The sequence below is a fragment of the Phytoactinopolyspora alkaliphila genome, from assembly GCF_010550695.1.
GTDB classification, from domain to species: domain Bacteria; phylum Actinomycetota; class Actinomycetes; order Jiangellales; family Jiangellaceae; genus Phytoactinopolyspora; species Phytoactinopolyspora alkaliphila.
In genome coordinates, this window is record NZ_JAAGOB010000012.1 from 130,041 (window position 1) to 151,579 (window position 21,539).

The 21,539-nt window shown below is 68.3% G+C and carries 18 protein-coding genes; 13 read left to right on the forward strand and 5 right to left on the reverse strand.

Annotation, left to right across the window (positions count from 1 at the left end; all coding sequences use genetic code 11):
• The first annotated feature begins 122 nt into the window (after nucleotides 1–122).
• From pdxT to G1H11_RS20055, 3 genes are read left to right on the forward strand one after another with little or no spacing between them, the layout of a single operon-like run.
• A complete protein-coding gene (gene pdxT, locus G1H11_RS20045; protein ID WP_163820368.1) occupies nucleotides 123–797 on the forward strand; it encodes a pyridoxal 5'-phosphate synthase glutaminase subunit PdxT in 675 nt (224 codons plus the stop codon).
• 4 nt (nucleotides 798–801) lie between these two features.
• A complete protein-coding gene (locus G1H11_RS20050; protein ID WP_163820369.1) occupies nucleotides 802–1,563 on the forward strand; it encodes a YebC/PmpR family DNA-binding transcriptional regulator in 762 nt (253 codons plus the stop codon).
• Between the two features lie 2 nt (nucleotides 1,564–1,565).
• Nucleotides 1,566–2,627, forward strand: a complete 1,062-nt coding sequence (locus G1H11_RS20055) for an ABC transporter ATP-binding protein (RefSeq protein ID WP_216843959.1) — start codon at nucleotides 1,566–1,568, stop codon at nucleotides 2,625–2,627.
• A gap of 24 nt (nucleotides 2,628–2,651) precedes the next feature.
• Here the strand turns inward: G1H11_RS20055 and G1H11_RS20060 are convergent, their stop codons facing one another.
• The 4 genes from G1H11_RS20060 to G1H11_RS20075 form a co-directional block, all read right to left on the reverse strand.
• Nucleotides 2,652–3,089: a hypothetical protein gene (locus G1H11_RS20060; protein WP_163820370.1), complete on the reverse strand. Its 438-nt coding sequence runs from the start codon at nucleotides 3,087–3,089 to the stop codon at nucleotides 2,652–2,654.
• Nucleotides 3,090–3,173: 84 nt separating this feature from the next.
• Nucleotides 3,174–5,678, reverse strand: coding sequence for an AMP-binding protein (locus G1H11_RS20065; protein WP_216843961.1), 2,505 nt, complete (start codon nucleotides 5,676–5,678; stop codon nucleotides 3,174–3,176).
• Complete coding sequence (locus G1H11_RS20070) at nucleotides 5,675–7,357, reverse strand: ABC transporter permease subunit (RefSeq protein WP_163820371.1); 1,683 nt, start codon at nucleotides 7,355–7,357, stop codon at nucleotides 5,675–5,677. Before G1H11_RS20070 ends, G1H11_RS20065 begins: the two co-directional genes overlap by 4 nt.
• 3 nt (nucleotides 7,358–7,360) lie before the next feature.
• On the reverse strand, nucleotides 7,361–8,359 hold the full coding sequence (locus G1H11_RS20075) for an iron ABC transporter substrate-binding protein (protein WP_174257811.1): 999 nt from the start codon (nucleotides 8,357–8,359) through the stop codon (nucleotides 7,361–7,363).
• 259 nt (nucleotides 8,360–8,618) lie between these two features.
• On the opposite strand from G1H11_RS20075, the gene ruvC reads away from it, so the two are divergent.
• From ruvC to G1H11_RS20105, 6 genes are all read left to right on the forward strand, one after another.
• Entirely contained in the window at nucleotides 8,619–9,140 is a 522-nt protein-coding gene (ruvC, locus tag G1H11_RS20080) for a crossover junction endodeoxyribonuclease RuvC (RefSeq protein ID WP_163820372.1), read from the forward strand.
• Nucleotides 9,137–9,748, forward strand: a complete 612-nt coding sequence (gene ruvA / locus G1H11_RS20085; protein ID WP_163820373.1) for a Holliday junction branch migration protein RuvA — start codon at nucleotides 9,137–9,139, stop codon at nucleotides 9,746–9,748. Before ruvC ends, ruvA begins: the two co-directional genes overlap by 4 nt.
• A gap of 130 nt (nucleotides 9,749–9,878) precedes the next feature.
• Nucleotides 9,879–10,922, forward strand: a complete 1,044-nt coding sequence (ruvB, locus tag G1H11_RS20090; RefSeq protein ID WP_163820426.1) for a Holliday junction branch migration DNA helicase RuvB — start codon at nucleotides 9,879–9,881, stop codon at nucleotides 10,920–10,922.
• A 114-nt stretch (nucleotides 10,923–11,036) separates the two neighbouring features.
• Complete coding sequence (yajC, locus tag G1H11_RS20095; protein WP_163820374.1) at nucleotides 11,037–11,411, forward strand: preprotein translocase subunit YajC; 375 nt, start codon at nucleotides 11,037–11,039, stop codon at nucleotides 11,409–11,411.
• Between the two features lie 20 nt (nucleotides 11,412–11,431).
• Nucleotides 11,432–11,965 carry an adenine phosphoribosyltransferase gene (locus G1H11_RS20100; protein ID WP_163820375.1) on the forward strand — a complete coding sequence of 178 codons (534 nt, stop codon included), beginning with the start codon at nucleotides 11,432–11,434 and terminating at the stop codon, nucleotides 11,963–11,965.
• A 179-nt stretch (nucleotides 11,966–12,144) separates the two neighbouring features.
• On the forward strand, nucleotides 12,145–14,448 hold the full coding sequence (locus G1H11_RS20105; protein WP_343074890.1) for a RelA/SpoT family protein: 2,304 nt from the start codon (nucleotides 12,145–12,147) through the stop codon (nucleotides 14,446–14,448).
• A gap of 140 nt (nucleotides 14,449–14,588) precedes the next feature.
• On the opposite strand, the gene G1H11_RS20110 is transcribed toward G1H11_RS20105, so the two are convergent.
• Nucleotides 14,589–15,929, reverse strand: coding sequence for a DUF349 domain-containing protein (locus G1H11_RS20110; RefSeq protein WP_216843962.1), 1,341 nt, complete (start codon nucleotides 15,927–15,929; stop codon nucleotides 14,589–14,591).
• Between the two features lie 211 nt (nucleotides 15,930–16,140).
• On the opposite strand from G1H11_RS20110, the gene G1H11_RS20115 reads away from it, so the two are divergent.
• From G1H11_RS20115 to aspS, 4 genes are all read left to right on the forward strand, one after another.
• Nucleotides 16,141–16,821 (forward strand): MBL fold metallo-hydrolase, encoded by a 681-nt coding sequence (locus G1H11_RS20115; protein WP_163820376.1) that lies wholly within the window; start codon nucleotides 16,141–16,143, stop codon nucleotides 16,819–16,821.
• A 23-nt stretch (nucleotides 16,822–16,844) separates the two neighbouring features.
• Nucleotides 16,845–18,089 (forward strand): histidine--tRNA ligase, encoded by a 1,245-nt coding sequence (gene hisS, locus G1H11_RS20120; protein ID WP_163820429.1) that lies wholly within the window; start codon nucleotides 16,845–16,847, stop codon nucleotides 18,087–18,089.
• A 98-nt stretch (nucleotides 18,090–18,187) separates the two neighbouring features.
• On the forward strand, nucleotides 18,188–19,600 hold the full coding sequence (locus tag G1H11_RS20125; RefSeq protein ID WP_163820377.1) for an alanine/glycine:cation symporter family protein: 1,413 nt from the start codon (nucleotides 18,188–18,190) through the stop codon (nucleotides 19,598–19,600).
• Between the two features lie 125 nt (nucleotides 19,601–19,725).
• The gene (aspS, locus tag G1H11_RS20130) at nucleotides 19,726–21,486 is read left to right on the forward strand and encodes an aspartate--tRNA ligase (RefSeq protein ID WP_163820378.1); all 1,761 of its coding nucleotides are present in this window, start codon (nucleotides 19,726–19,728) and stop codon (nucleotides 21,484–21,486) included.
• The last annotated feature ends 53 nt before the right edge of the window (nucleotides 21,487–21,539 follow it).

Consider the following 21,539-nt stretch of genomic DNA (forward strand, 5'->3'; position numbering starts at 1 on the left):
AGCGGCCGGTGCGCGGAATTCCCGGCCCGGCGACTACCGTTGAACCGGGTTGGCACACACCAAAGGTGGAGGCGGCACGTCGCACACGACGGCGTCGTCCCGTGGATCGGAGATCAGTACACATGGGGAACGGACCGACCGTCGGGGTCCTGGCCTTGCAGGGCGACGTTCGCGAACACCGGGGCATCCTGGAGTCGCTCGGGGCACAGACGCGCGCCGTGCGTACCGCCGCCGAACTCGGAGCGGTCGACGGGCTCGTCATACCTGGCGGCGAGTCGACCACCATGTGGCGCCTGGCGCGCACCTTCGGCCTGCTCGAACCTCTGCGCAAACACATCCAGTCCGGGCTGCCAGCCTACGGCTCATGCGCCGGCATGATCATGCTCGCGGACCGGATCCGGGACGGCGTCGCAGGTCAGGAAACCATCGGAGGCCTCGACATCACCGTCCGGCGCAACGCCTTCGGACGCCAGATCGACTCCTTCGAAGGCGAACTCGACTTCCCGGCCATCGGGGACCCAGCACTCCGGGCGGTGTTCATCCGCGCACCGTGGGTCGAGGAAGTCGGTCCCGGCGTCGAGATCCTCGCCCGGGTGCGGGCCGGAACCAGCACCCCTGTCACGCCGGAGGCGAGCGTCTCGGCGGACCGTTTTCCGGCCTCGCCGGAGGCGAGCACCTCGGCCGGTAGAATCGTCGCCGTACGAGCTGGAGGGTTGCTCGCCACGTCGTTCCACCCCGAGCTCACCGCTGATGCGCGCATCCACGCGTACTTCCTCGAGATCATCAAGGAGGCCTAGACTGATGTCCGGCCACTCCAAGTGGGCGACCACCAAGCACAAGAAGGCAGTCGTCGACGCCAGGCGAGGCAAACTCTTCGCCAAGCTGATCAAGAACATCGAGGTGGCGGCCCGGACGGGCGGGGGAGACCCGGCCGCGAACCCGACGTTGTACGACGCGATCCAGAAGGCCAAGAAGTCTTCGGTCCCCAACGACAACATCGACCGGGCCGTCAAGCGCGGCTCCGGCGCCGAGGACGGCGGAGCCGACTACCAGACCATCATGTACGAAGGCTACGGGCCCAATGGCGTGGCGGTCCTCGTGGAGTGCCTCACCGACAACCGCAATCGTGCGGCTTCCGAGGTCCGTATCGCCATGACCCGCAACGGCGGATCGATGGCCGACCCGGGCTCCGTGTCGTATCTGTTCGATCGCAAGGGCGTCGTCGTCGTTCCCCGGCAGCAAGGTGAGCGAGAGCTCACGGAGGACGAACTTCTCGAGGTGGTGCTCGACGCCGGCGCCGAGGAGGTCGAGGACCTGGGCGAGGCGTTCGAGATCCGGTCCGAGGCCAGTGAGCTCGTCGACGTCCGCACCGCCATCCAGAAGGCGGGCCTGGACTACGAATCCGCGGAGTCCTCGTTCATCCCGTCCGTCAGCGTTCCGCTCGACGAGGACGGCGCGAAGAAGATCTTCCGCCTGATCGAAACGCTCGAAGACAGTGACGACGTCCAGAACGTGTTCGCCAACTTCGACGTCTCCGACGAGATCATGGAAGCGGTCGGCTGAGCTTGACCCAGCTGATGGCCACCGCGGGTGTGCAGGTGGCCGGCGTCACCAAGTCCTTCGGTGACGTCGAGGTCCTGCACGGCGTGTCGATGACCGTGCCTGCCGGCGGGACGCTCGCTCTGCTCGGCCCCAGCGGCTGCGGCAAGACCACACTGCTACGCATCATCGCCGGGCTGGAACAGGCCGACGCTGGGACCGTGACGGTCGGCCACGCCGTGCTCACCGACGGCCGGCGCATGGTCCCTCCGGAGCGCCGCCACGTCGGGATGGTGTTCCAGGACTGGGCATTGTTCCCGCACCTCAGCGTCGCCGCGAACGTGGCCTATGGGCTCCGGAGACTGCCCGGTGAAGAAGCGCGTCGCCGGGTCGCCGACGCACTCGCGATGGTTGGCCTGAGCGCCCTCGCGGACCGCGCTCCGGAGACGTTGTCCGGAGGGCAGCAGCAGCGGATCGCGCTCGCCCGGGCCATCGCCCCGCGCCCGGCGGTGCTTCTCCTGGACGAGCCTTTCTCCAACCTCGACGCCGCGTTGCGCGGCCAGGTGCGGACCGAGGTTCACCAGCTGCTCACGAAGCTGGGCGTCACCACCATGTTCGTCACCCACGACCAGGAGGAGGCGTTCGTCCTGGGCGACACGGTGGCGGTCGTCCGGGATGGCGCCGTCGTCCAGCAGGCTCCTCCTACGGAGGTCTACGCGCGGCCCGCGGATGCATGGGTGGCCCGCTTCGTCGGCGACGCGAATCTCGTACCGGGGCATGCCTCTGGTCTCACCGCGTCGACGGCGCTGGGAATCGTGCCGCTAGACGCGGAGCGATCCGGACCGGTGGAGGTGCTCATCCGGCCCGAGTCACTCGCGCTGAGCCTCGATACCGACGGCTCTGCCCGGGTGGAGCTGGTCGAGTTCTACGGCCACGACACCGTGTCGCTCGTCCGCGTCGGCGACGAGGTCTTGCGCGTGCGGACGCCGGGGGCGCCCCTCGCGCACCGCGACGAGCGGGTCAGGCTCACATACAGCGGTCCGTCCGCCGCCGTCGCCTATGTGCGCCGGCCAGCAGCCGCTCAGTAGGCGGGCCACCGGGAGCGGCAGTCCTCAGCGGCCGGGAACCCAGAGCTTGGAGGCTGGTGAGGGTTGCTGGGACTGAGCGGGTTGCGCCGCCGCGCCGGTTGCCGTGGCCGGGGGAGCGGGCGGCCGCGGCAGGTCGTTCTCCTCTGGCGCGCCCCGCTGCGCAACCGCCTGCTCGCCCTGGACCTGGGCCATCCGCAGCTGACCGAGAACCTGATCGAACTGCTGGGCCTGCTGAGCAGGCAGGTACTGACGGGCATGATCGAGCATGAGCGCGCTCAGGTCGATCATGAGCCGGGCGTCGTTCCGGCCGATCTTGGCCTGCGCGGCGGTCAGGACGCCGCTCATGGTCTCCAGCACTATGCGGTCCGCAGGAACCGAGCGGAGCTGGGCCAAGTACTCGCGATACTCGTTCTCGGACGGCTCAGCCGCCTGCTCTCCCCGCGTGGTCGATTCGTCGCTCACAGGTCACAGGATAGCCGCGCGGCTGCCGTGCCTGGTGCGCCGACCACCGGTCGGCAGTCGACTCCCGTCACGCTGGGCGAGCCCTCAGCGCATCAGGCGACGCTGGACAGCCCTGACCACGAGCCACGCCACGGCCCCGGCCACCAGGGAGGCCACGACGGCCAGGCCCCGATCGACGCCGACGAGGTGGGGATAGACCTGCCAGTGGATCAGATAGATGTACAGGGAGCTGCTTGCCAGGAGACCGGCCAGCCGGCTGGCTAGAGCGGGCGACGGGACGCTGGCCGTCCACAGCAGGAGCATCAGCCCGCCGATCATCAGAGCTTCCCGCGACGGATTGCCGAAGAAGCCCGGCACCGTAGCGACGACGACGGCTGTGAGCAGCAGGCGTTGCCACACGCGCGTGGCGCGCGCCATCGCCCATCCGAGCGCGAACAGCCACAGTGCCGGCAGCATATGGGGCACTCCGAGCCCGACCACTTCGAACCTGGTGAGGAGCCCGGCGGCCACCAAGCCGAGGGCGAACCCGAACGGGAATCGCCGCTCGAGCCGGTCGGCCCACGGAATCGACAGGAGTGCGGCGAGACCGAGCAGTATGTACACCAGGATCTCGACGAACCAGAAGTGCCAGCGGCTGTCCCAGGTGGGGGAGCCGAGGAACCCGTTGAGCAGGGCGATGTTGGCGATGCCGTACGTACCGGACACGACGACGACGGCGGCGATCCACACCATGCTCGGCACGGCGATCCGCGCGATGCTGCCCAGCTGCTGTCGCAGCCGGACGAGACGTCCTGCCGACGTGAGCCGGAAACGCGCGAAGTTGAAGCCGGCCACCGCGAGGAGGACATGAGCACCGCCGAGCACGCTGAACAGGCCGGCATGTGTACCGACGATCGCGACGATAGCCGCGGCACGCAGGAGGACGCTGGTCTCGGCGGTGCGCCCGCCGAACAGCCGGCGCCGAGGGCTGGGCACCAGGTCCCGGATCGGAGTGGTGTGCCAGTTCGCCGGCACCTGACCGAGGAGGTGTTCCAGACGGACCGACATCTCGACATAGGACAAGGAGTCTCCGCCCAGCTCGACGAACGTGTCGTCCTCGGTCGCGTCGGGCCGGTTCAGAAGCTCCGCGAACAGATCCCGAAGGCGGGCCGGATCCCCGGCAGGTGCCGTGGCCACGGCGGGATCCGCCGGCCGACGCTCGGAGAGCGCAAGCACGGCCTGGTAGTCCGGCTTGCCGGTGGACAAGCGCGGGATTTCGACGACGGTGCGGACGTCGACGGCATGCCCCGGAAGCCCACACCGTTCCATGACGAACCGCCAGATTTCGTCGGCATCGTGCCCACCCTCCACGGCGACGGCGAGACGCCCGTCCGTTCCTGCACAACAGGAGATCAGCCCGCGCCCCGCGAGAACCGCCTCCAGCTGCTGAAGGTCCACCCGGAGGCCGGCGACCTTGACGAACCTGGCCCGGCGGCCGACGATCTCGTACAGTCCGGCGTCGGTCAGACGGGCGAGGTCCCCGGTACGCAGCGACGTGACGTTCCGGCCGAGGCTCAAGTCCGCGGGCGTGTCCGCGTAGCCGAGCATGACGTTCGGTCCGTCGTAGACGAGCTCTCCGACACCGGGCGGGTCATCGGCCCGTCTCTCCAGGGAGAACGAGCCTCCGGGGATGGCCACACCGACGGTATGCGGGTGCGACGCCGCGAGGTCCGGCGGCAGATAGGCCATCCGGGCGGTCGCCTCGGTCTGGCCGTACATGACGAACAGGTCCCAGCCGCGCTGCTGGCCGAGCTGTGCATAGCCGCGTACCCGCTCCGCGTCCAGCCGGCCTCCCGCCTGGGTGATGTAGCGCAAACCGGGCAGTTCCATGCTCGCGAAGTCCACCCGGTCGAGGAGATCGAACGTGTGCGGCACTCCGGCGAACGACGTTCCGGCGTGTGCCCGGAAGAGGTCCCAGAAGCACGCGTCCACTACCGACAGTTCGGTGAGGATGAGGCCGGCGCCGACGGCCAGATGGCTGTGGACGACGGACAGGCCGTAGCAATAATGCATCGGCAGTGTCGTAGCGGAGCGATCGGACGCCCGGACACCGAGATAGCCGGCGATCGCCTCGGCGTTGGACTGGAGATTCTCGTGCGACAGCCGCACCAGCTTGGGCGAGCCGGTCGATCCGGACGTGCTCATCAGCAGCGCGAGGTCCGGATGCAGATCATGGGTGGAGCCTGGGCGCCGCTCATCGGGCTGCCATGCCCCGCCGGCCGGGCTGAGAACCACGTCGGGGTCGTAAGCGTCCGCGAGCGAGTCCGCGTGGCCCGGCGGCACGAGCAGCGCGACGTGCCCGGCCCGGAGCGTGCCCAGGTACCAGACAAGAGACTCCAGGTCGTTCGACGCCGCGATCAGCACCAGCCGGCGGGTGTCGCCCAGCTGTCGTGCCGCCGCGTCCACCCGCGCGGCCAGCTCACGGTAGGACAACTCGAGCCCGTCCGTGGCGACGGCGAGCCGGTCTCCGTGTACGTCGAGGCGCGCGGCGAACCGCACGGCCGGCGCCGGCGTGGCCGGTTCCCGTTCAAGGGGGAGTGGCAGGGTCACGCTCGGCCCCCGCCCGCGGCGCCGACGGGGACGAGAACCGGTGCCCGGTCCACCGGTGTGGCCGGGGGCAACTCAACGAGGTCCGAGCGCCGTGACCGGGTCTGCCGTCGCGGGCGCGCATCGTCACGCAGGGCCAGCACGGCGGTGGGGACGCTGGCGAGCACGACCAGCGTCAGCGCGGGCAGGGCGGCCGCGCCGTAGAAGTTCTCCGACGTGGTGCTCCACACCTGAGTGGCGAGCGTGGAGAAGCCCGTGGGCGCGAGCATGAGCGTAGCCGGCAACTCCTTCATGACGGTCAGGAAGACCAGGGCGGCGCCGGTGAGCACGCCGGAGCGGGAGAGCGGCATGACCACGGAGAAGAACGTCCGGGCCGGCCCGTACCCGAGTGTGCGGGACGCCTCCTCCCACGCCGGGTTGACCTGCTGGACAGAGCTCTTCATGGGCCCGAGCGCAAGCGGGAGAAACATCACGACGTATGCCACCACCAGCATCGTGATCGTCTGATACACCGACGGCACGTGCCGGGCACCGAACGAGACCAGGCCCAGGGCCACCACCACTCCGGGGAGCGCGTAGCCGATCCAGCCGAAGCCCTCGAGCACACGCCCCGTGCGAGTGCGGTGCCGGGTGGCCAGCATAGTGACCGGCCAGGCGGCGACCACGACGGCGACAGCCGCCAGCGCCGATGCCTGCAGGCTGTTCGCTACCAGCTCGCCGGCCAGGCGCACCGGCTCGCCCGTGCGCAGCCAGCGAATCAGCCACAGCACGATCACGCCGACGGGAAGTGCAGCGCCCAGCGCGAAGACCGCGCATCCGGCGGCGAAGGCCGGCCAACGCCACCGGCCGAGCGGCTGGGACCGCGGCCGGCGTGAGCCCGCATGCAGATGTGTGGTGGCTGCGCGCCGGGCCCGCAGTTCTGGCACCAGCACCACCACCGCGAGGGCCACCAGCAGCAGCGCCAGCACGGAAGCGGCGGATCTGTCGATCACGTTGTAGCGAACATAGATGACCCTGGTGAACGCGTCGAAGCGCAGCATCGAAACCGCGCCGAAGTCGCTGAGCGCGTACAGCGCCACGAGCAACCCGCCGGAGACCAGGGCCGGACGCAAGGCTGGCACCACCACCCGCCGGAACGTCCCGAAGGCGTTCTGGCCGAGCGTACGGCTGGCTTCCTCGGCGCTCGGGTCCAGGCGGCGGAGAGTGGCCCGCACAGTCAAGAACACGTAGGGATAGGAAATGATCGTCAGGACGAACCACGCGCCCCAGTAACCGTAGATCGACGGCAGCCGGTCCACGCCGAGCGGCTGCAGCCAGCCCTGAAGCAGGCCACGCGGACCGAGGAACGACACGTAGGCGTATGCGGCGATGTACGAGGGCAACGCGAGCGGCAGCGCCAGGAGGACGGTCAGTACGCCGCGTGCCGGCACGTCGGTGCGGATGGTCAGCCAGGCCAGTGGCGCTCCGATCAGGATTGCCCCCACTGTCACCCCGGCCATCAGTCCCACGGTGTTCACCAGGACCTCGATGGTGCGAGGCTCGGCGAGCACCTCCCACGCCCGTTCGAGTCCGCTCTCGGTGGCGCGGATGATCAGGTAGGCAGGCGGCAGTAGGGCCAGGATCGCGACTGCGGCGGCCGCTACAGTGAGCGCCCGGCCGGAGAACCGCCGCGTACTGGCCACGTTCTACAAGACCCCGGTCTCTTGAAGCAGCTGCAGTGTTCCTTCGAGGTCCTCGAGCTCGGAGAGGTCGATGGCGGGCGGGTCGAGAGACTCAAGCGTCGGCATGCCATCCGGCGGAGCCATCCCCTTGACCAGAGGGAACTCCCAGGTCTCGGTCGCGAAGTACTGCTGTCCGGCTTCGCTGAGCAAGTACTCCACGAACTCCGTGGCCGCCTCGGTGTTCTCCGACGTGGCCAGGATGCCCGCGCCGGCGACGTTGACCAGCGCACCCGGGTCGCCGTCACCGTAGAACTTGTTGGCCGCCGGGAGATCCGGCGCCTCCGCCAGTTTCGGGTAGAGGTAGTAGTGGTTCACCAAGCCCGCCTCGATCTCACCGGCAGCCACCGCGTCGACCACGGCGATGTTGTTCTCGTATGCCTGCGTGCCGTTGTCCCGCATGGCCTCGAGCCATTCCGCCGTGGCCTCCTCGCCTTCGAGCACGCGCAACGCGGTGACGAACGCCTGGAAGCTAGCGTTGGGCGGCGCCCAGCCGATCCGGCCCTGCCAGGCCGGGTCGGTGAACTCCGCCACCGTGTCCGGCAGGTCGTCCTCATCGAGCACGTCCGTGTTGTAGACCACGACCCGTGCCCGGCCGGAGAGCCCGACCCAGTGGTCCTCGGGAGAGCGGTAGGTGGCGGCCACCCGCTCGAGCAGGCCGGCGGGCAGGTCGGCGAGCAGGCCGGCGGCGGACAGCGCGCCCAGCGCTCCGGCATCTTGCCCGAAGAACACGTCGGCGGGCGAGTTCTGCCCTTCCTCCAGGATCTGTGCGGCCATTTCGGCGGTGCTGCCGTAACGCACGTCTACCGTCAGCCCGGACGCGTCCTCGAACTGCTGGATGACAGGCCCCACGAGGCTCTCGCTGCGCCCGGAATAGACCGTCAGATCGGCGTCGTCGCCGGACCCGCATGCAGCGAGGAGGAGGACAAGAAGGGCCGCGCCGGCAGCCTTGATGCGAACCCGCAAGGGTGTGACCTCCGGTATGAGATTCCCGCGCTGAAGCGTTCGGGCGCGGAGGGAGCGGTTGTGCTGTGGCTGGTCCCCGCCGCACGGCGGCTGAGGCAAGGCTTACTTTAACTAGTGCAAGTGAGGTTTGCCAAACCTGAGCGCGAAGCACGTGAGCCGCCTGCCCGATCGCCGGACTGGACGCATCGGCGCGTCGGCGCCGGCCGGCCGGTCGCGTGCGAGTAAGGTGTTGCCCGAACTAGTGTTCGGTGGAGGGCATATGCGCGTGCTGGGTGTCGACCCAGGCTTGACCCGGTGCGGCGTCGGCGTCGTGGAAGGCGCGCCGGGACGGCCGCTGCGGCTCGTCGCTGTCGACGTTATCCGGACGTCGTCGCAGCTCGAACTGGGCGAACGGTTGCTGGCCATCGAGTCCGTGCTGGAGAAGTGGATCGTCGAGCACGCGCCTGATTCGGTCGCCGTCGAGCGGGTGTTCAGTCAGCACAACGTCCGGACGGTCATGGGCACCGCTCAGGCGAGCGGGATCGCGGCCCTCGTGGCGGCCCGTCGTGGGCTGCCCGTCGCCACGCATACCCCGAGTGAGGTGAAGGCCGCCGTCAGCGGCAATGGCCGAGCCGACAAGGAGCAGGTCGCGTTCATGGTGATGCGGTTGCTCCGGCTCGCGGGGAAGCCGACCCCCGCTGATGCGTCGGACGCGCTGGCGCTGGCCATCTGTCAGGTGTGGCGCGGAGGTGCGGCGAGCCGATTGGCTGCTGCCGCCGCGAAGAACGGAGCGAGGCGATGATCGCGTTTGTGCGTGGAGTGGTGTCCAGCGTCCGGCCGACGGAGGCGGTGGTCGACGTCGGCGGCATCGGCCTCGCGGTGCAATGCACCCCGGGGACCTCGGCCGAGTTGCGCGTCGGCGCGCAGACCCAGCTCGCGGCCAGTCTGGTGGTTCGTGAGGACTCGCTGACGCTGTACGGATTCGCCACCGACGACGAGCGCACGGTGTTCGAGCTCGTGCAGACCGCGAGCGGGGTCGGGCCGCGGCTGGCCCAGGCCATGCTTGCTGTGCACTCGCCGGACGACCTTCGCCGCGCCGTCGCGATGGAGGATCTTGCGGCGCTGACCAAGGTTCCCGGCATCGGCAAGAAAGGTGCCCAGCGCATCGTCATCGAGCTCAAGGACAAGCTCGGCGGCTCCGCCGGTGCGATCCCCCCGGAGGGTGGGCGGGCGGGCACACCGTCGGGCGGCTGGCCGGAGCAGGTCCGTGGAGCGTTGCTCGGCTTGGGCTGGTCCGCTCGTGACGCAGACGCCGCGGTCGAGCAGATCACGCCGCTGGCGGCCGAGAACGGTCACGAGGCCGACGTCCCGTCCTTGTTGAAGGCCGCGCTCAGGACGCTGGCGAAATGACCGCCGCCGTGTGTGATGGCCCGTTCGCTCATTCCGATGCCGCGCCCGTCTTGCTATTCGGGCCGCCCGCCGTCTTGGGTAGGTTGCCCACGTGAGCAACTTCGGTGACGAGGACGACGCCGGCTCCCGGATGATGAGCGGGGGAGCGGCGGCCGACGAGCGGGCGCTCGAGGCGGCACTGCGTCCCCGCAGCCTGGCCGAGTTCATCGGGCAGGAGCGCTTGCGAGAGCAGCTGTCCCTGGTTCTGGACGCGGCCCGGGGCCGCGGCCGCAGCGCAGACCACATTCTGCTGTCGGGGCCGCCAGGGCTCGGCAAGACGACCCTGGCCATGATCGTCGCCACCGAGATGGGCGTGCCGCTCCGGATCACCAGCGGTCCGGCCATTCAGCACGCAGGCGACCTCGCCGCCATCCTGTCCTCTGTCAGCGAGGGCGACGTGCTCTTCTTCGACGAGATCCACCGCACGGCCCGGCCGGCGGAGGAGTTGCTCTATACCGCGATGGAGGACTTCCGCGTCGACGTGGTAGTCGGCAAGGGTCCGGGAGCCACCGCCATCCCGCTCGAGCTTCCACCGTTCACACTGGTGGGCGCCACCACCAGGACGGGCCTACTCCCGGGGCCACTGCGGGACCGATTCGGTTTCACCGGACACCTGGACCTGTACGAGCCCAAAGAGCTCGAACAGGTGCTGTTCCGCTCCGCCGGCCTCCTCGACGTCGACCTGCGCGACGACGGCGCCCGGGAGATCGCCGGGCGATCCCGCGGCACGCCCCGGATCGCCAACCGGCTCCTGCGACGAGTACGCGACTTCGCCGAGGTTCGCGCTGACGCCGTGGTCACGGGAGATATCGCGCGCACCGCGCTGCGGGTGTTCGAAGTGGACGAGATCGGGCTGGACCGCCTCGACCGGGCAGTGCTGCTGGCGTTGTGCAAAAACTTCGGTGGCGGGCCGGTGGGGCTGGGAACGCTGGCCGTGGCGGTCGCCGAAGAGCGTGAGACGGTCGAGGAGGTCGCTGAGCCGTTCCTGGTGCGGGCCGGATTGCTGGCGCGGACTCCCCGTGGCAGAGTGGCCACGCCGGCCGCGTGGAGTCATCTCGGGATGGTCGCACCGGCGCAGGCTCCGTTCCGGGGCCACGGCGAGCTAGACTTGTTCGATAACGTCGACGAGGCGTGATGTGCACGGGGATGCCGACATGGTGGCAGGCCCTGGTTCGAGAATGATCGCCTTGGGCACTAGAATCGCGCGAACGCTCGAGGTCACCCCCTAATCGAAGGAAGCTTGTCTCTGATGGAAGCACTGCTGCTCCCGATCCTTTTGATCGCGGTCTTCTACTTTCTGCTCATCCGGCCGCAGCAACGCCAGCGTCGGCAGATGATGACGATGCAGCAGACGCTGGCCGTGGGCAGCAAGGTCATGACCGGTGGCGGACTGCTCGGCACGGTCGTCGCGCTCGACGACGACGAGGTCGAGATCGAGGTCTCGCCCGGCGTCACCAACCGGTACGTGCGCCGCGCCATCGTCAACGTGCTTGACAGCCCCGAGTCTGCTGACCCGCTGACCGAGGAGTCTCTCGACGAGCCGTTGAGCGAATCCGAGGACACGCTGTCGAAGCCTGACGAGCGGGCCAGCCAGGATCCGGCCAACGGCAGCGAGTCGCGCTAACAGCGGCGTCGTCGCTCCCGATGATCAGCCAGGCTGATCGCGACCTGCTGTTGTCGCACGTCCGCGACATACCCGACTGGCCGCAGCCAGGCGTCACGTTCAAGGACATCACGCCGCTGCTCCGAGACCCGGCGGGTTTCGCGACCACCGTCCGGTTGCTCTCTGAAGCAGCCGTCGGCCACGATGTGACGTCGGTGGTCGGCATCGAGGCTCGCGGCTTCATTCTCGGTGCTCCGGTCGCCTACCATCTCGACGCGGGATTCGTACCGGTCCGCAAGGAGGGCAAGCTTCCGGCCGAGACGTCGTCGGCCAGCTATGCGCTCGAGTACGGGCAGGCCACCATCGAGGTCCACCGGGACGCGTTCATGCCCGGCGAGCGGGTGCTGATCATTGACGATGTGCTGGCCACCGGCGGCACCGTGCGCGCCACGGTAGATCTGGTGCGTGCTGCCGGTGCCGAGGTGGTCGCGGTCAGCGTCTTGATGGAACTCGGCTTTCTGCGGGGCCGGGAGAAGCTCGCCGACGTTCCGGTCAGTGCTCTGCTCAGCCTGTAAGAAGCCCGAGTCCCCGGCAGGCGGCGACGACGCCATCGCCTACCGGCAGAACCGCTGCTTCGCCGCACAGCCGGCCCTGGACGGGGTACCTTGGGCCGAGAGACCGGCTCTGGTGTAGGCCAGGAAACATCCGACGCCTAGACTGTGTTGTCTCCTTCGTAGAGAGCGAAAGGAGCTCGGTGGCTGAGCAGAACGCTTCCAGCGGTGCGCTGGCACCGGTGAGGGTGCGCGCGAGACTCGCGCGGCTGACCTCCCAACGCCAGCAGTCCGAGCCTGCCCTCGAGCCCCTTTTCCGCACCATCAAGGCCGCGCATCCCAAGGCGGACCTGAGCGTCGTCGAGCGTGCCTACCACATCGCCCGCGAGGCGCACAGCGGCCAGAAGCGCAAGAGCGGTGATCCGTACATCACGCACCCGCTGGCGGTCGCCACCATCCTGGCCGAGCTTGGAATGACGCCCCCCACGCTGGCGGCGGCTTTGCTCCACGACACGGTCGAAGACACCGACTACGGCCTGGACGAGCTGCGCGAAGAGTTCGGTGCCGAGATCGCCATGCTGGTCGACGGGGTCACCAAGCTGGACAAGGTGAAGTACGGCCAGGCGTCTCAGGCCGAGACGGTCCGCAAGATGGTCATCGCGATGGCCAAGGACATCCGGGTGCTGGTGATCAAGCTCGCCGACCGGCTGCACAACGCTCGAACCTGGAGGTACGTGCCCAAGGAGTCGGCACGGCGCAAGGCGCGCGAGACCATCGAGATCTACGCTCCGCTAGCGCACCGGCTCGGCATGAACACCATCAAATGGGAGCTGGAAGACCTCTCCTTCGCCACGCTGCATCCCAAGGTGTACGACGAGATCGTGCGCCTGGTCGCCGAGCGCGCGCCGTCGCGCGACGATTACCTGGTCTCCGTGATCGGCAAGGTGCAGAGCGATCTGCGAACCTCGAAGATTAAGGCATCGGTCAGCGGCCGCCCCAAGCACTACTACTCGATCTATCAGAAGATGATCGTCCGCGGCCGCGAGTTCACCGACATCTACGATCTGGTCGGCATTCGCGTGCTCGTCGAGTCCGTGCGCGACTGTTACGCCGTCCTCGGCATCGTCCATGCGCGCTGGAACCCGGTACCCGGCCGGTTCAAGGACTACATAGCGATGCCGAAGTTCAACATGTACCAGTCCTTGCACACCACCGTGATCGGTCCGCAGGGTAAGCCGGTCGAGTTGCAGATCCGTACCTTCGCGATGCACCGCCGGGCCGAATACGGCATCGCGGCGCACTGGAAATACAAGGAAGAGAGCAACACCGGGCGGGAATCGCGCAGCAGCACCGCCGCCCCAGACGGCAACGGCACCAACGACATGGCGTGGCTGCGCCAGCTCCTCGACTGGCAGAAGGAGACCGAGGACCCAGGAGAGTTCCTCGAGTCCCTCCGCTTCGAGATGGAGTCGAACGAGGTCTATGTCTTCACTCCCAAGGGCGATGTTGTCGCACTGCCCGCCGACGCCACACCCATCGACTTCGCCTATGCCGTGCATACCGAGGTGGGTCACCGGACCATCGGTGCGCGGGTCAACGGCCGCCTGATCCCGCTGGAGTCGAAGCTCGACAACGGCGACGTCGTCGAGGTGTTCACCTCCAAGGCGCAGGGCGCTGGGCCGAGCCGCGACTGGCTGACCTTCGTCACCAGTGCCCGGGCACGTAACAAGATCAAGCAGTGGTTCTCCAAGGAACGCCGCGAAGAGGCCGTCGAGCACGGCAAGGATGCCATCGCCCGCGCTATGCGCAAGCAGGATTTGCCCTTGCAGCGGATGCTCAGCCAGGAGGCACTCACGGCCGTCGCCGACGAGCTGCGCTACGTGGACATCTCGGCGCTGTACGCGGCTGTCGGTGAGGGCCATGTGTCCGCCCAGAGCGTCGTACAGAAGCTCGTCTACATTCTCGGCGGCGAGGAAGGTACCAGCGAGGACGCCGCCGAGGCGGCCAGCCCGGATCGGCCCCGGCGGCGAGCCGGCGGCGATCCCGGCGTCGTGGTCAAGGGCGTCACGGACGTCTGGGTCAAACTATCTCGATGTTGTACGCCGGTGCCCGGCGACGAGATCGTCGGCTTCGTCACCCGCGGCTCTGGTGTATCCGTGCACCGAGTCGACTGCGTCAACGTCGACTCGCTTCGCGAACAGCAGGGCCGCATTGTCGACGTGGAGTGGGCACCGACCTCCAACAGCATGTTCTTGGTCGCCATCCAGGTGGAGGCGCTGGACCGTGCCAGGCTGCTGTCCGACGTGACCAGGGTCCTGTCCGACCAGCACGTGAATATCCTGTCCGCCACCGTCGCCACCGGCAGCGACCGGATCGCGAAGAGCCGGTTCAGCTTCGAGATGGCAGATCCCAAGCACCTCGGCCACGTGCTCAAGGCAGTGCGCGGCGTCGAAGGAGTCTTCGACGCCTACCGCCTCACCAGCGGCATCCCCGCGGTCTCCAACTAGAGGCGCGCTGGGCGCGGGGAGAACGATGGCCTGCGCGCACTTTAAGAGCTTTTCGTGGCATGCTTCACCGCCACGGAACGCGACGCGCGCAGGGGGCTGCTGCTCCCGGCGACCGTACCTAGACCAAGGCGACTCGGCAGCTAGCCGGCGAACTCGTCCCGGGCCTGCTCCGCCTGCTCGAGCCAGGAGCGGCGGGCCGCCAGCGCTTCTTCAGCCTCACGCAGCTTGCGCTCATTACCCGTGGCGCGCGCCTTCTCGACCTTCTGCTCGAGGTCGCTGATGAGGTTCTGCAACTGGTCCACGGTGGCTTGGGCTCTGGCGTAGGCCTCCGGATTGCTGCGGGTCCATTCGGCTTGCTCGGCGTCACGGATGGCGTCCTCGACCTTGCGCAACCGTCCTTCCACGCCGCGCCGGGCGTCCCGGGGCACGTGCCCGATCTGCTCCCAGCGTTCCTGAATGCCGCGCAGCTGTGCCCGGGCGGCCTTCCAATCGGTGATCGGCAGCAACGCCTCGGCTTCGACGAGCAGCGCCTGCTTGAGCTCCAGGTTGGCACTCTCCTCGTCGTCGCGCTGCGCCTGGTTCGCGGCGCGAGCTTCGAAGAAGGTGTCCTGGGTGGCCCGGAACTTCTTCCAGAGTGTGTCCTCGACATTGCGCGGTGCCGGGCCTGCGGCCTTCCATTCGGCCATCAGGTCACGATACCGGCGCGCAGTAGGGCCCCAGTCCGTCGACGTGGAAAGCTCTTCGGCTTGCTTGAGGATCCGCTCCTTGATGGACTTCGCAGCCTCGCGGCGCTCGGCGAGTTCGGCGAAGTGTGCCTTGCGCCGGCGCGTGTAGTGTGTGCGCGCCGTGGAGAACCGGCGCCACAATGCGTCGTCGGTGGCGCGACTGAGCCGGGCGAGAGACTTCCACTCCTCGAGCAGGAGACGCAGTTCGTCGGCACCGCCGCGCCAGTCGTTACCCTCGGCGATCTTCTCGGCGGCCTCGGCTATCGCTTCTTTGCGGGCTTGCGCCTCCTCCTGAGCCTTGGCGCGAGCGGCTCGGCGCTCCGCTCGGCGTTCGTCGATCTGCGCCTCGACAGCGTCGAGCCGGCTGCTGAGCGAGTCGAGATCACCCACGGCCTTGGCATCCGTGAGCGCCTCCCGCAGCTTGCGCACGCCTGCGGCAGTCTCGTCGGGCGCGGCGGCTCCGGACGCCAGCCGCTGCTCCAGCAGATCGACCTGGACAGCGAGGTCGTCGAACTTGCGCCCGAAGAACGCCAGCGCTTGTTCCGGCTGGCCGACCTGCCAGGAACCGACCGAGCGCTCACCCTCGGCGGTACGGACGAAGACCTCGCCCTTGGCGTCCACCCGCCCCCATTCGTTGGAGGCGACAGTCTCGGGTGCGGCATCCTGCGAGTCGGGGGCCGGCTGCTGCGCTGCCGCGGTCTCGGCGGCGGAGGCCGGGGTGGGTTCTGGCTCAGGGCTGCCGGGGATGTGCGTCACGGTGGGTCCTCATCCGGGGTCGGGTGAAGGCATAGGAACGGTGATGGTGTTCGAAGGGACAGTCTAGGCAGGTTCCGCCCTTGCGTTGGTAACGAGTTCGCGGCAAAAATCGCCGGACGATAGTCCACCCGGCGGTGTGGGCGTGCCTGGGCGGCCCACGCACACGAATCCGGGATGAATGCGCACGCTGCGGACCGGTAACCTTCTCCGAGTGTTCCTCGTCGCCATCGTCAGCCCCGTCCTCGGTGCCAACTGCTACGTCGTCGCACCCGAAGGTGCGGGCGAGTGCGTGCTGGTCGACCCGGGCTTCAATGTCAAGGAGCAGGTCGACGTGACAGTCGCCGAACACGGTCTACGTCCGGTCGCCGCGCTGGTCACCCACGGCCACGTCGACCATACGTTCTCTCTCGCTGAGCTGTGCCGTCGCGATGACCTGCCGGTTTACATACATGAGGCTGATCGTTACCGGCTGAAGGACCCGATCGGGACGCTCGGACCCGAGTTCGCGCCTATGTTCGCCGGGTTAGCCGCGGACTGGTCGCCGCCCCCGGACGTCCGCCCGGTGAGCAACCGCCAGGTGATCGAGATCGCCGGGCTGACCATCCGGGTCATACACGCGCCGGGTCATACGGAGGGCTCGGTCCTGTACCACGTGGCCGGGCCGGTGGGGTCGGCTGGTGTCTGCTTCACCGGTGACGTGCTCTTCACGGGCACCGTGGGACGGATCGACCTCCCCGGCGGCGATGGCGAGATGATGAACGATACCCTCCGGCGAATCGCCGATCCGGAGGCCGACGGGCTGCCGGATGACATCACAATCTTGCCCGGTCATGGCGAAGGCGACTCACTTGGCCGCCAGCGTGTCACCAACCCCTATCTGAACAACTTCTAGAGGACACTCCTGTGAACCAGCCGATGTTCCGTGCCCCGAAGGGCACCTACGATCTGGTCTCTCCGCGCGCCGAGGCGATTCTGGCTGTGCGGGAGGCCATGGCCGAGCCGTTGCGACGGGCCGGGTTCGGCTACATCGAGACCCCGTCCTTCGAGGAGACGCAACTGTTCGTCCGCGGCGTCGGTGAGTCGACGGACGTCGTGACGAAGGAGATGTACACGTTCACCACCCGCGGCGGCGACGACGTCACGCTGCGCCCGGAAGGGACCGCCCCCGTTCTGCGCGCCGCACTGGAGAACGGCCTGCACCGCGGCGCATTGCCGGTGAAGCTCTGGTACTCAGGCTCGTACTACCGCTACGAGCGGCCGCAGAAGGGCAGGTACCGGCACTTCTCGCAGGTCGGTGCCGAGGTCCTGGGTACCGAGGACCCAGCCAGCGACGCCGAGCTCATCGTCCTCGCGGCCGACGCCTACCGGGAGCTGGGCCTGGAAAACGTGCGGATCGTGATCAACTCCCTCGGTTCGGACGAGTCGAGGCCGGCATACCGTGCCGCATTGCAGGAGTTCCTGGGCACGCTCGAGCTGGACGAAGACACCGCGCGCCGAGCCGAGCTGAACCCATTGCGCGTCCTGGACGACAAGCGGCCGGAGATCCAGGCGGCGCTCGCCGACGCCCCGGTCATCACCGAGTTCCTTTCCGCCGGCGACCGTGCACACCACGACGTCGTGCGGACGCGGCTCGCTGACGCGGGCCTCGATTTCGAAGACGATCCGCGCCTGGTGCGCGGGCTGGACTACTACACGCGCACACTCTTCGAGTTCGTCCACGACGGGCTGGGAGCACAGTCGGCGGTCGGTGGCGGCGGCCGGTACGACGGCCTGTCGGAATTGATCGGAGGCCCGCGGTTACCTGCCGTCGGCTGGGCCCTGGGCGTGGACCGCACCCTGCTGGCGATGGAAGCCGAAGGGCTGCCGTTGCCCGGCAAGACCGGTGTTGACGTCTACGCCGTGCCCTTGGGGGACGAAGCAGCTCGGACCCTGTTCGGCGTCGTGTCACAATTGCGCAGAGCGGGAGTCCGTGCCGACATCGCCGTGGGCGGGCGCGGGCTCAAGGGGGCGATGAAGGCGGCCGATCGCAGCGGCGCCAGGCACGCCGTCGTTCTCGGCGAGCGCGACCTGGCCGAAGGAGTCGCACAGGTGAAGGATCTGCAGACCGGGGAACAGGAATCCGTGGCCCTCGACCAGGTGTTCAAGCGGCTCACCACATAACGTTTCGTAACAACTCGATAGTTACCTGCCCCGGGTACTAGCCAACTCGCCGTGTGCACGCCACCATGTCCAGCAGTCATTTCCAAAGGAGCGTGGACATGGACACGGTGAACGACATTCTCGGCCGGGCTTCGGGCTGGGTGTGGGGTGGCGAGATCTGGGACGGCCAGGATTTCTTCGGCATTCTCATTCCCTTGCTCCTCGGCACGGGCCTCTACCTGACCTGGCGGCTCAGCGCCATCCAGTTCCGCACGCTTGGGCGTGCGCTCCGGCTGGGGCTGGTCAAACGCAAGGACATCACCGGTGAAGGCGACGTCACGCACTACGAGGCGCTGAGCACGGCGCTTGCCGCTACCGTCGGCGTCGGCAACATCGCGGGTGTCGCAACCGCGATCTACCTTGGTGGTCCCGGTGCGCTGTTCTGGATGTGGATCACCGGCCTCGTGGGCATGGCGACGAAGTACAGCGAGGCGTTCCTCGGTGTGAAGTTCCGCCGCACGGACGCCGCCGGTGAACAGAGCGGCGGTCCCCAGATGTACCTGACGAGGGGCATCAAGGGGCGGCTCGGACCGATCCTCGGCGTCACGTTCGCGGTCTTCGCGATCATCGCCAGTTTCGGCATCGGCAACATGACCCAGTCCAACACCGTCGCCGCGACGGCGAACGCGTCGTGGGACGTCCCGACGTGGGTGGCCGGCCTCGTTCTGACCGTCGGCGCCGCCGCCGTGGTGCTGGGCGGCATCAAGGTGATCGGCAAGGTCACCGCCGCGCTGGTGCCCCTGATGATCGTCGTTTACCTGCTGGCCGGCACCTGGGTTCTGCTCGCCAACGTCGGTGAGCTGCCGGACGCGGTCTCGCTGATCTTCACCGACGCCTTCACCGGCACCGCGGCCGCGGGCGGGTTCCTGGGCGCGCTGTTCATCCACGCGCTGCGTTACGGTGTCGCACGCGGGATCTTCTCCAACGAGTCCGGGCTCGGGACAGGCGGCATCGCCGCGGCCGCGGCGAAGACCACGCACCCGGTGCGTCAGGCACTGGTGTCCATGACCCAGACGTTCATCGACACGCTCGTGGTGGTGAGCTTCACCGGCTTCGTCATCATCGTCTCCGGCGCCTGGCAGAGCGGTCTGACCGGTGGGGAGATGACTTCCCTGGCGTTCGAGACCGGGCTGCCGGGAGAGTGGGGTGACAACGTCGTCGCCGTGAGCGTGGCGTTCTTCGCCTTCTCGACACTGCTCGGCTGGTGCTACTACGGCGAGCGCAACGTCGAGCGCCTGGTGGGTCGGGCCGGCGTCGTGCCCTTCCGGCTCGTCTTCGTCGCCGTCGTGTACGTCGGAGCGGTGACCGAGCTGGAGACTGTCTGGACGTTCTCCGACGTGGCGAACGGCCTGATGGCGCTGCCGAACCTGGTGGGCCTGCTGATTCTGGCCGGCATGGTGGCTCGCGAGACCCGCGAGTACCTGAACAGTCCGGAAGGCCAGCTGCTCAAGCGCAGCCCGGCTGAACGCTGAACCCGGATGGCGACTCCATAACCGGGTCGCGTCCCCGGGCGGGGTTTACGTAGGATCACAGGCGGCGGGCCGTTCCATCGGCCCGCCGCCAATCCGTTCAGCCACCACCGAAAGAGGACCCCCACGTGCTCCGCACCCATGAGGCCGGTACGCTGCGCGCCGACCACGCCGGACAGACCGTCACGCTCACCGGCTGGGTGGCCCGGCGGCGCGATCACGGGGGAGTGGCGTTCCTCGATCTCCGGGACGCCTCGGGGGTGTCTCAGGTGGTGGTGCGCGACGAGTCGGTGGCCCACGGACTGCGTGCCGAGTTCTGTGTCAAGGTGACCGGCACGGTCTCCGCGCGCCCGGTGGGCAACGAGAACCCGGCGCTGCCCACCGGCCAGATCGAGGTGCTCGCAGACACCGTCGAGGTCCTCAGTGAGGCCGAGCCGTTGCCGTTCCAGATCGACGACCACGTCGACGTCGGTGAAGAGGTCCGGCTCAAGCACCGGTACCTGGACCTCAGGCGCAGCGGGCCGGCAGCGGCCATCCGGTTGCGCAGTGAGGTGAACCGGGTGGCTCGTGACGTGCTGCTCGGAGACGGGTTCGTGGAGGTGGAGACGCCCACCATGACGCGCTCCACGCCCGAGGGCGCGCGCGACTTCCTTGTCCCTGCCCGGCTGCGGCCTGGCTCGTGGTATGCCCTGCCGCAGTCCCCGCAGCTGTTCAAGCAGCTGCTCATGGTGGCGGGCCTCGAACGCTACTTCCAGATCGCCCGCTGCTACCGCGACGAGGATTTCCGCGCGGATCGCCAGCCCGAGTTCACCCAGCTCGACATCGAGATGAGCTTCGTCGAGCAGGATGACGTCATCGCCTTGAGCGAGCGGATCATCGCCGCTTTGTGGCGCCTCGTGGACGTGGATGTGGCCACGCCCATCCCGCGGATGACGTACAGCGAGGCGTTCGACCGGTACGGCAGCGACAAGCCCGACCTCCGGTTCGGGCTGGAGATCACCGAGGTGACCGCTCACTTCGCCGACACGTCGTTCCGGGTGTTCCAGGCTCCGTACGTGGGCGCCGTGGTGTTCCCCGGTGGCGCGTCCCAGACCCGCAAGGAACTCGACGGGTGGCAGGAGTGGGCGAAGGCGCGGGGCGCGAAGGGTCTGGCTTACGTGCTGGTCGGATCCGATGGTGAGCTGTCCGGGCCCGTGGCCAAGAACCTCTCCGACGAGGAGAAGGCCGGATTGCCGGCGCTTGTGGGTGCCGCTCCCGGTGACGCCGTGTTCTTCGCCGCCGGCGCGCGCAAAGCCTCGCAGTCCCTGCTCGGCGCCGCGCGCCTGGAGGTCGGCAAGCGGGCCAAGCTCATCGCCGAGGACGAGTGGGCATTCGTGTGGATCGTCGACGCGCCCCTGTTCGAGCCGGTCTCGGAGACCGACGACGTCGCCGTCGGTTCCGGGGCCTGGACCGCGGTGCACCACGCGTTTACCTCACCCAAGCCGGAATGGATCGACTCGTTCGACTCCGACCCGGGAAGCGCCCTCGCCTACGCCTACGACATCGTCTGCAACGGCAACGAGATCGGCGGCGGCTCCATCCGTATTCACCGCCGGGACGTGCAGGAGCGGGTGTTCGACGTGATGGGCCTCTCCGCGGAGCAGGCGCAGGAGAAGTTCGGGTTCCTCCTCGACGCTTTCAAGTACGGGGCGCCTCCCCATGGCGGCATCGCGTTCGGCTGGGACCGTATGGTCGCCTTGCTCGCTGGCTCGGAGTCGATCCGGGACGTGATCGCCTTCCCGAAGACCGGCGGTGGTTACGACCCGCTCACCAGCGCCCCGGCTGCGATCACCGCGCAGCAGCGCAAGGAGGCGGGTATCGATGTCCTCCCCGACTCCAGTGTGTCGTAGCGTCGTGGCGGTTGTGTGACCGAGGCGGTGTCCGCCTGATCCAGCTTTTCAGC

Excerpts from the sequence above, each read along its gene's own strand:
- pdxT (WP_163820368.1), top strand. The coding sequence starts at position 123 with ATGGGGAACGGACCGACCGTCGGGGTCCTGGCCTTGCAGGGCGACGTT.
- G1H11_RS20050 (WP_163820369.1), top strand. The coding sequence starts at position 802 with ATGTCCGGCCACTCCAAGTGGGCGACCACCAAGCACAAGAAGGCAGTC.
- ruvC (WP_163820372.1), top strand. The coding sequence starts at position 8,619 with ATGCGCGTGCTGGGTGTCGACCCAGGCTTGACCCGGTGCGGCGTCGGC.
- ruvA (WP_163820373.1), top strand. The coding sequence starts at position 9,137 with ATGATCGCGTTTGTGCGTGGAGTGGTGTCCAGCGTCCGGCCGACGGAG.
- ruvB (WP_163820426.1), top strand. The coding sequence starts at position 9,879 with ATGATGAGCGGGGGAGCGGCGGCCGACGAGCGGGCGCTCGAGGCGGCA.
- yajC (WP_163820374.1), top strand. The coding sequence starts at position 11,037 with ATGGAAGCACTGCTGCTCCCGATCCTTTTGATCGCGGTCTTCTACTTT.
- G1H11_RS20100 (WP_163820375.1), top strand. The coding sequence starts at position 11,432 with ATGATCAGCCAGGCTGATCGCGACCTGCTGTTGTCGCACGTCCGCGAC.
- hisS (WP_163820429.1), top strand. The coding sequence starts at position 16,845 with ATGTTCCGTGCCCCGAAGGGCACCTACGATCTGGTCTCTCCGCGCGCC.
- G1H11_RS20125 (WP_163820377.1), top strand. The coding sequence starts at position 18,188 with ATGGACACGGTGAACGACATTCTCGGCCGGGCTTCGGGCTGGGTGTGG.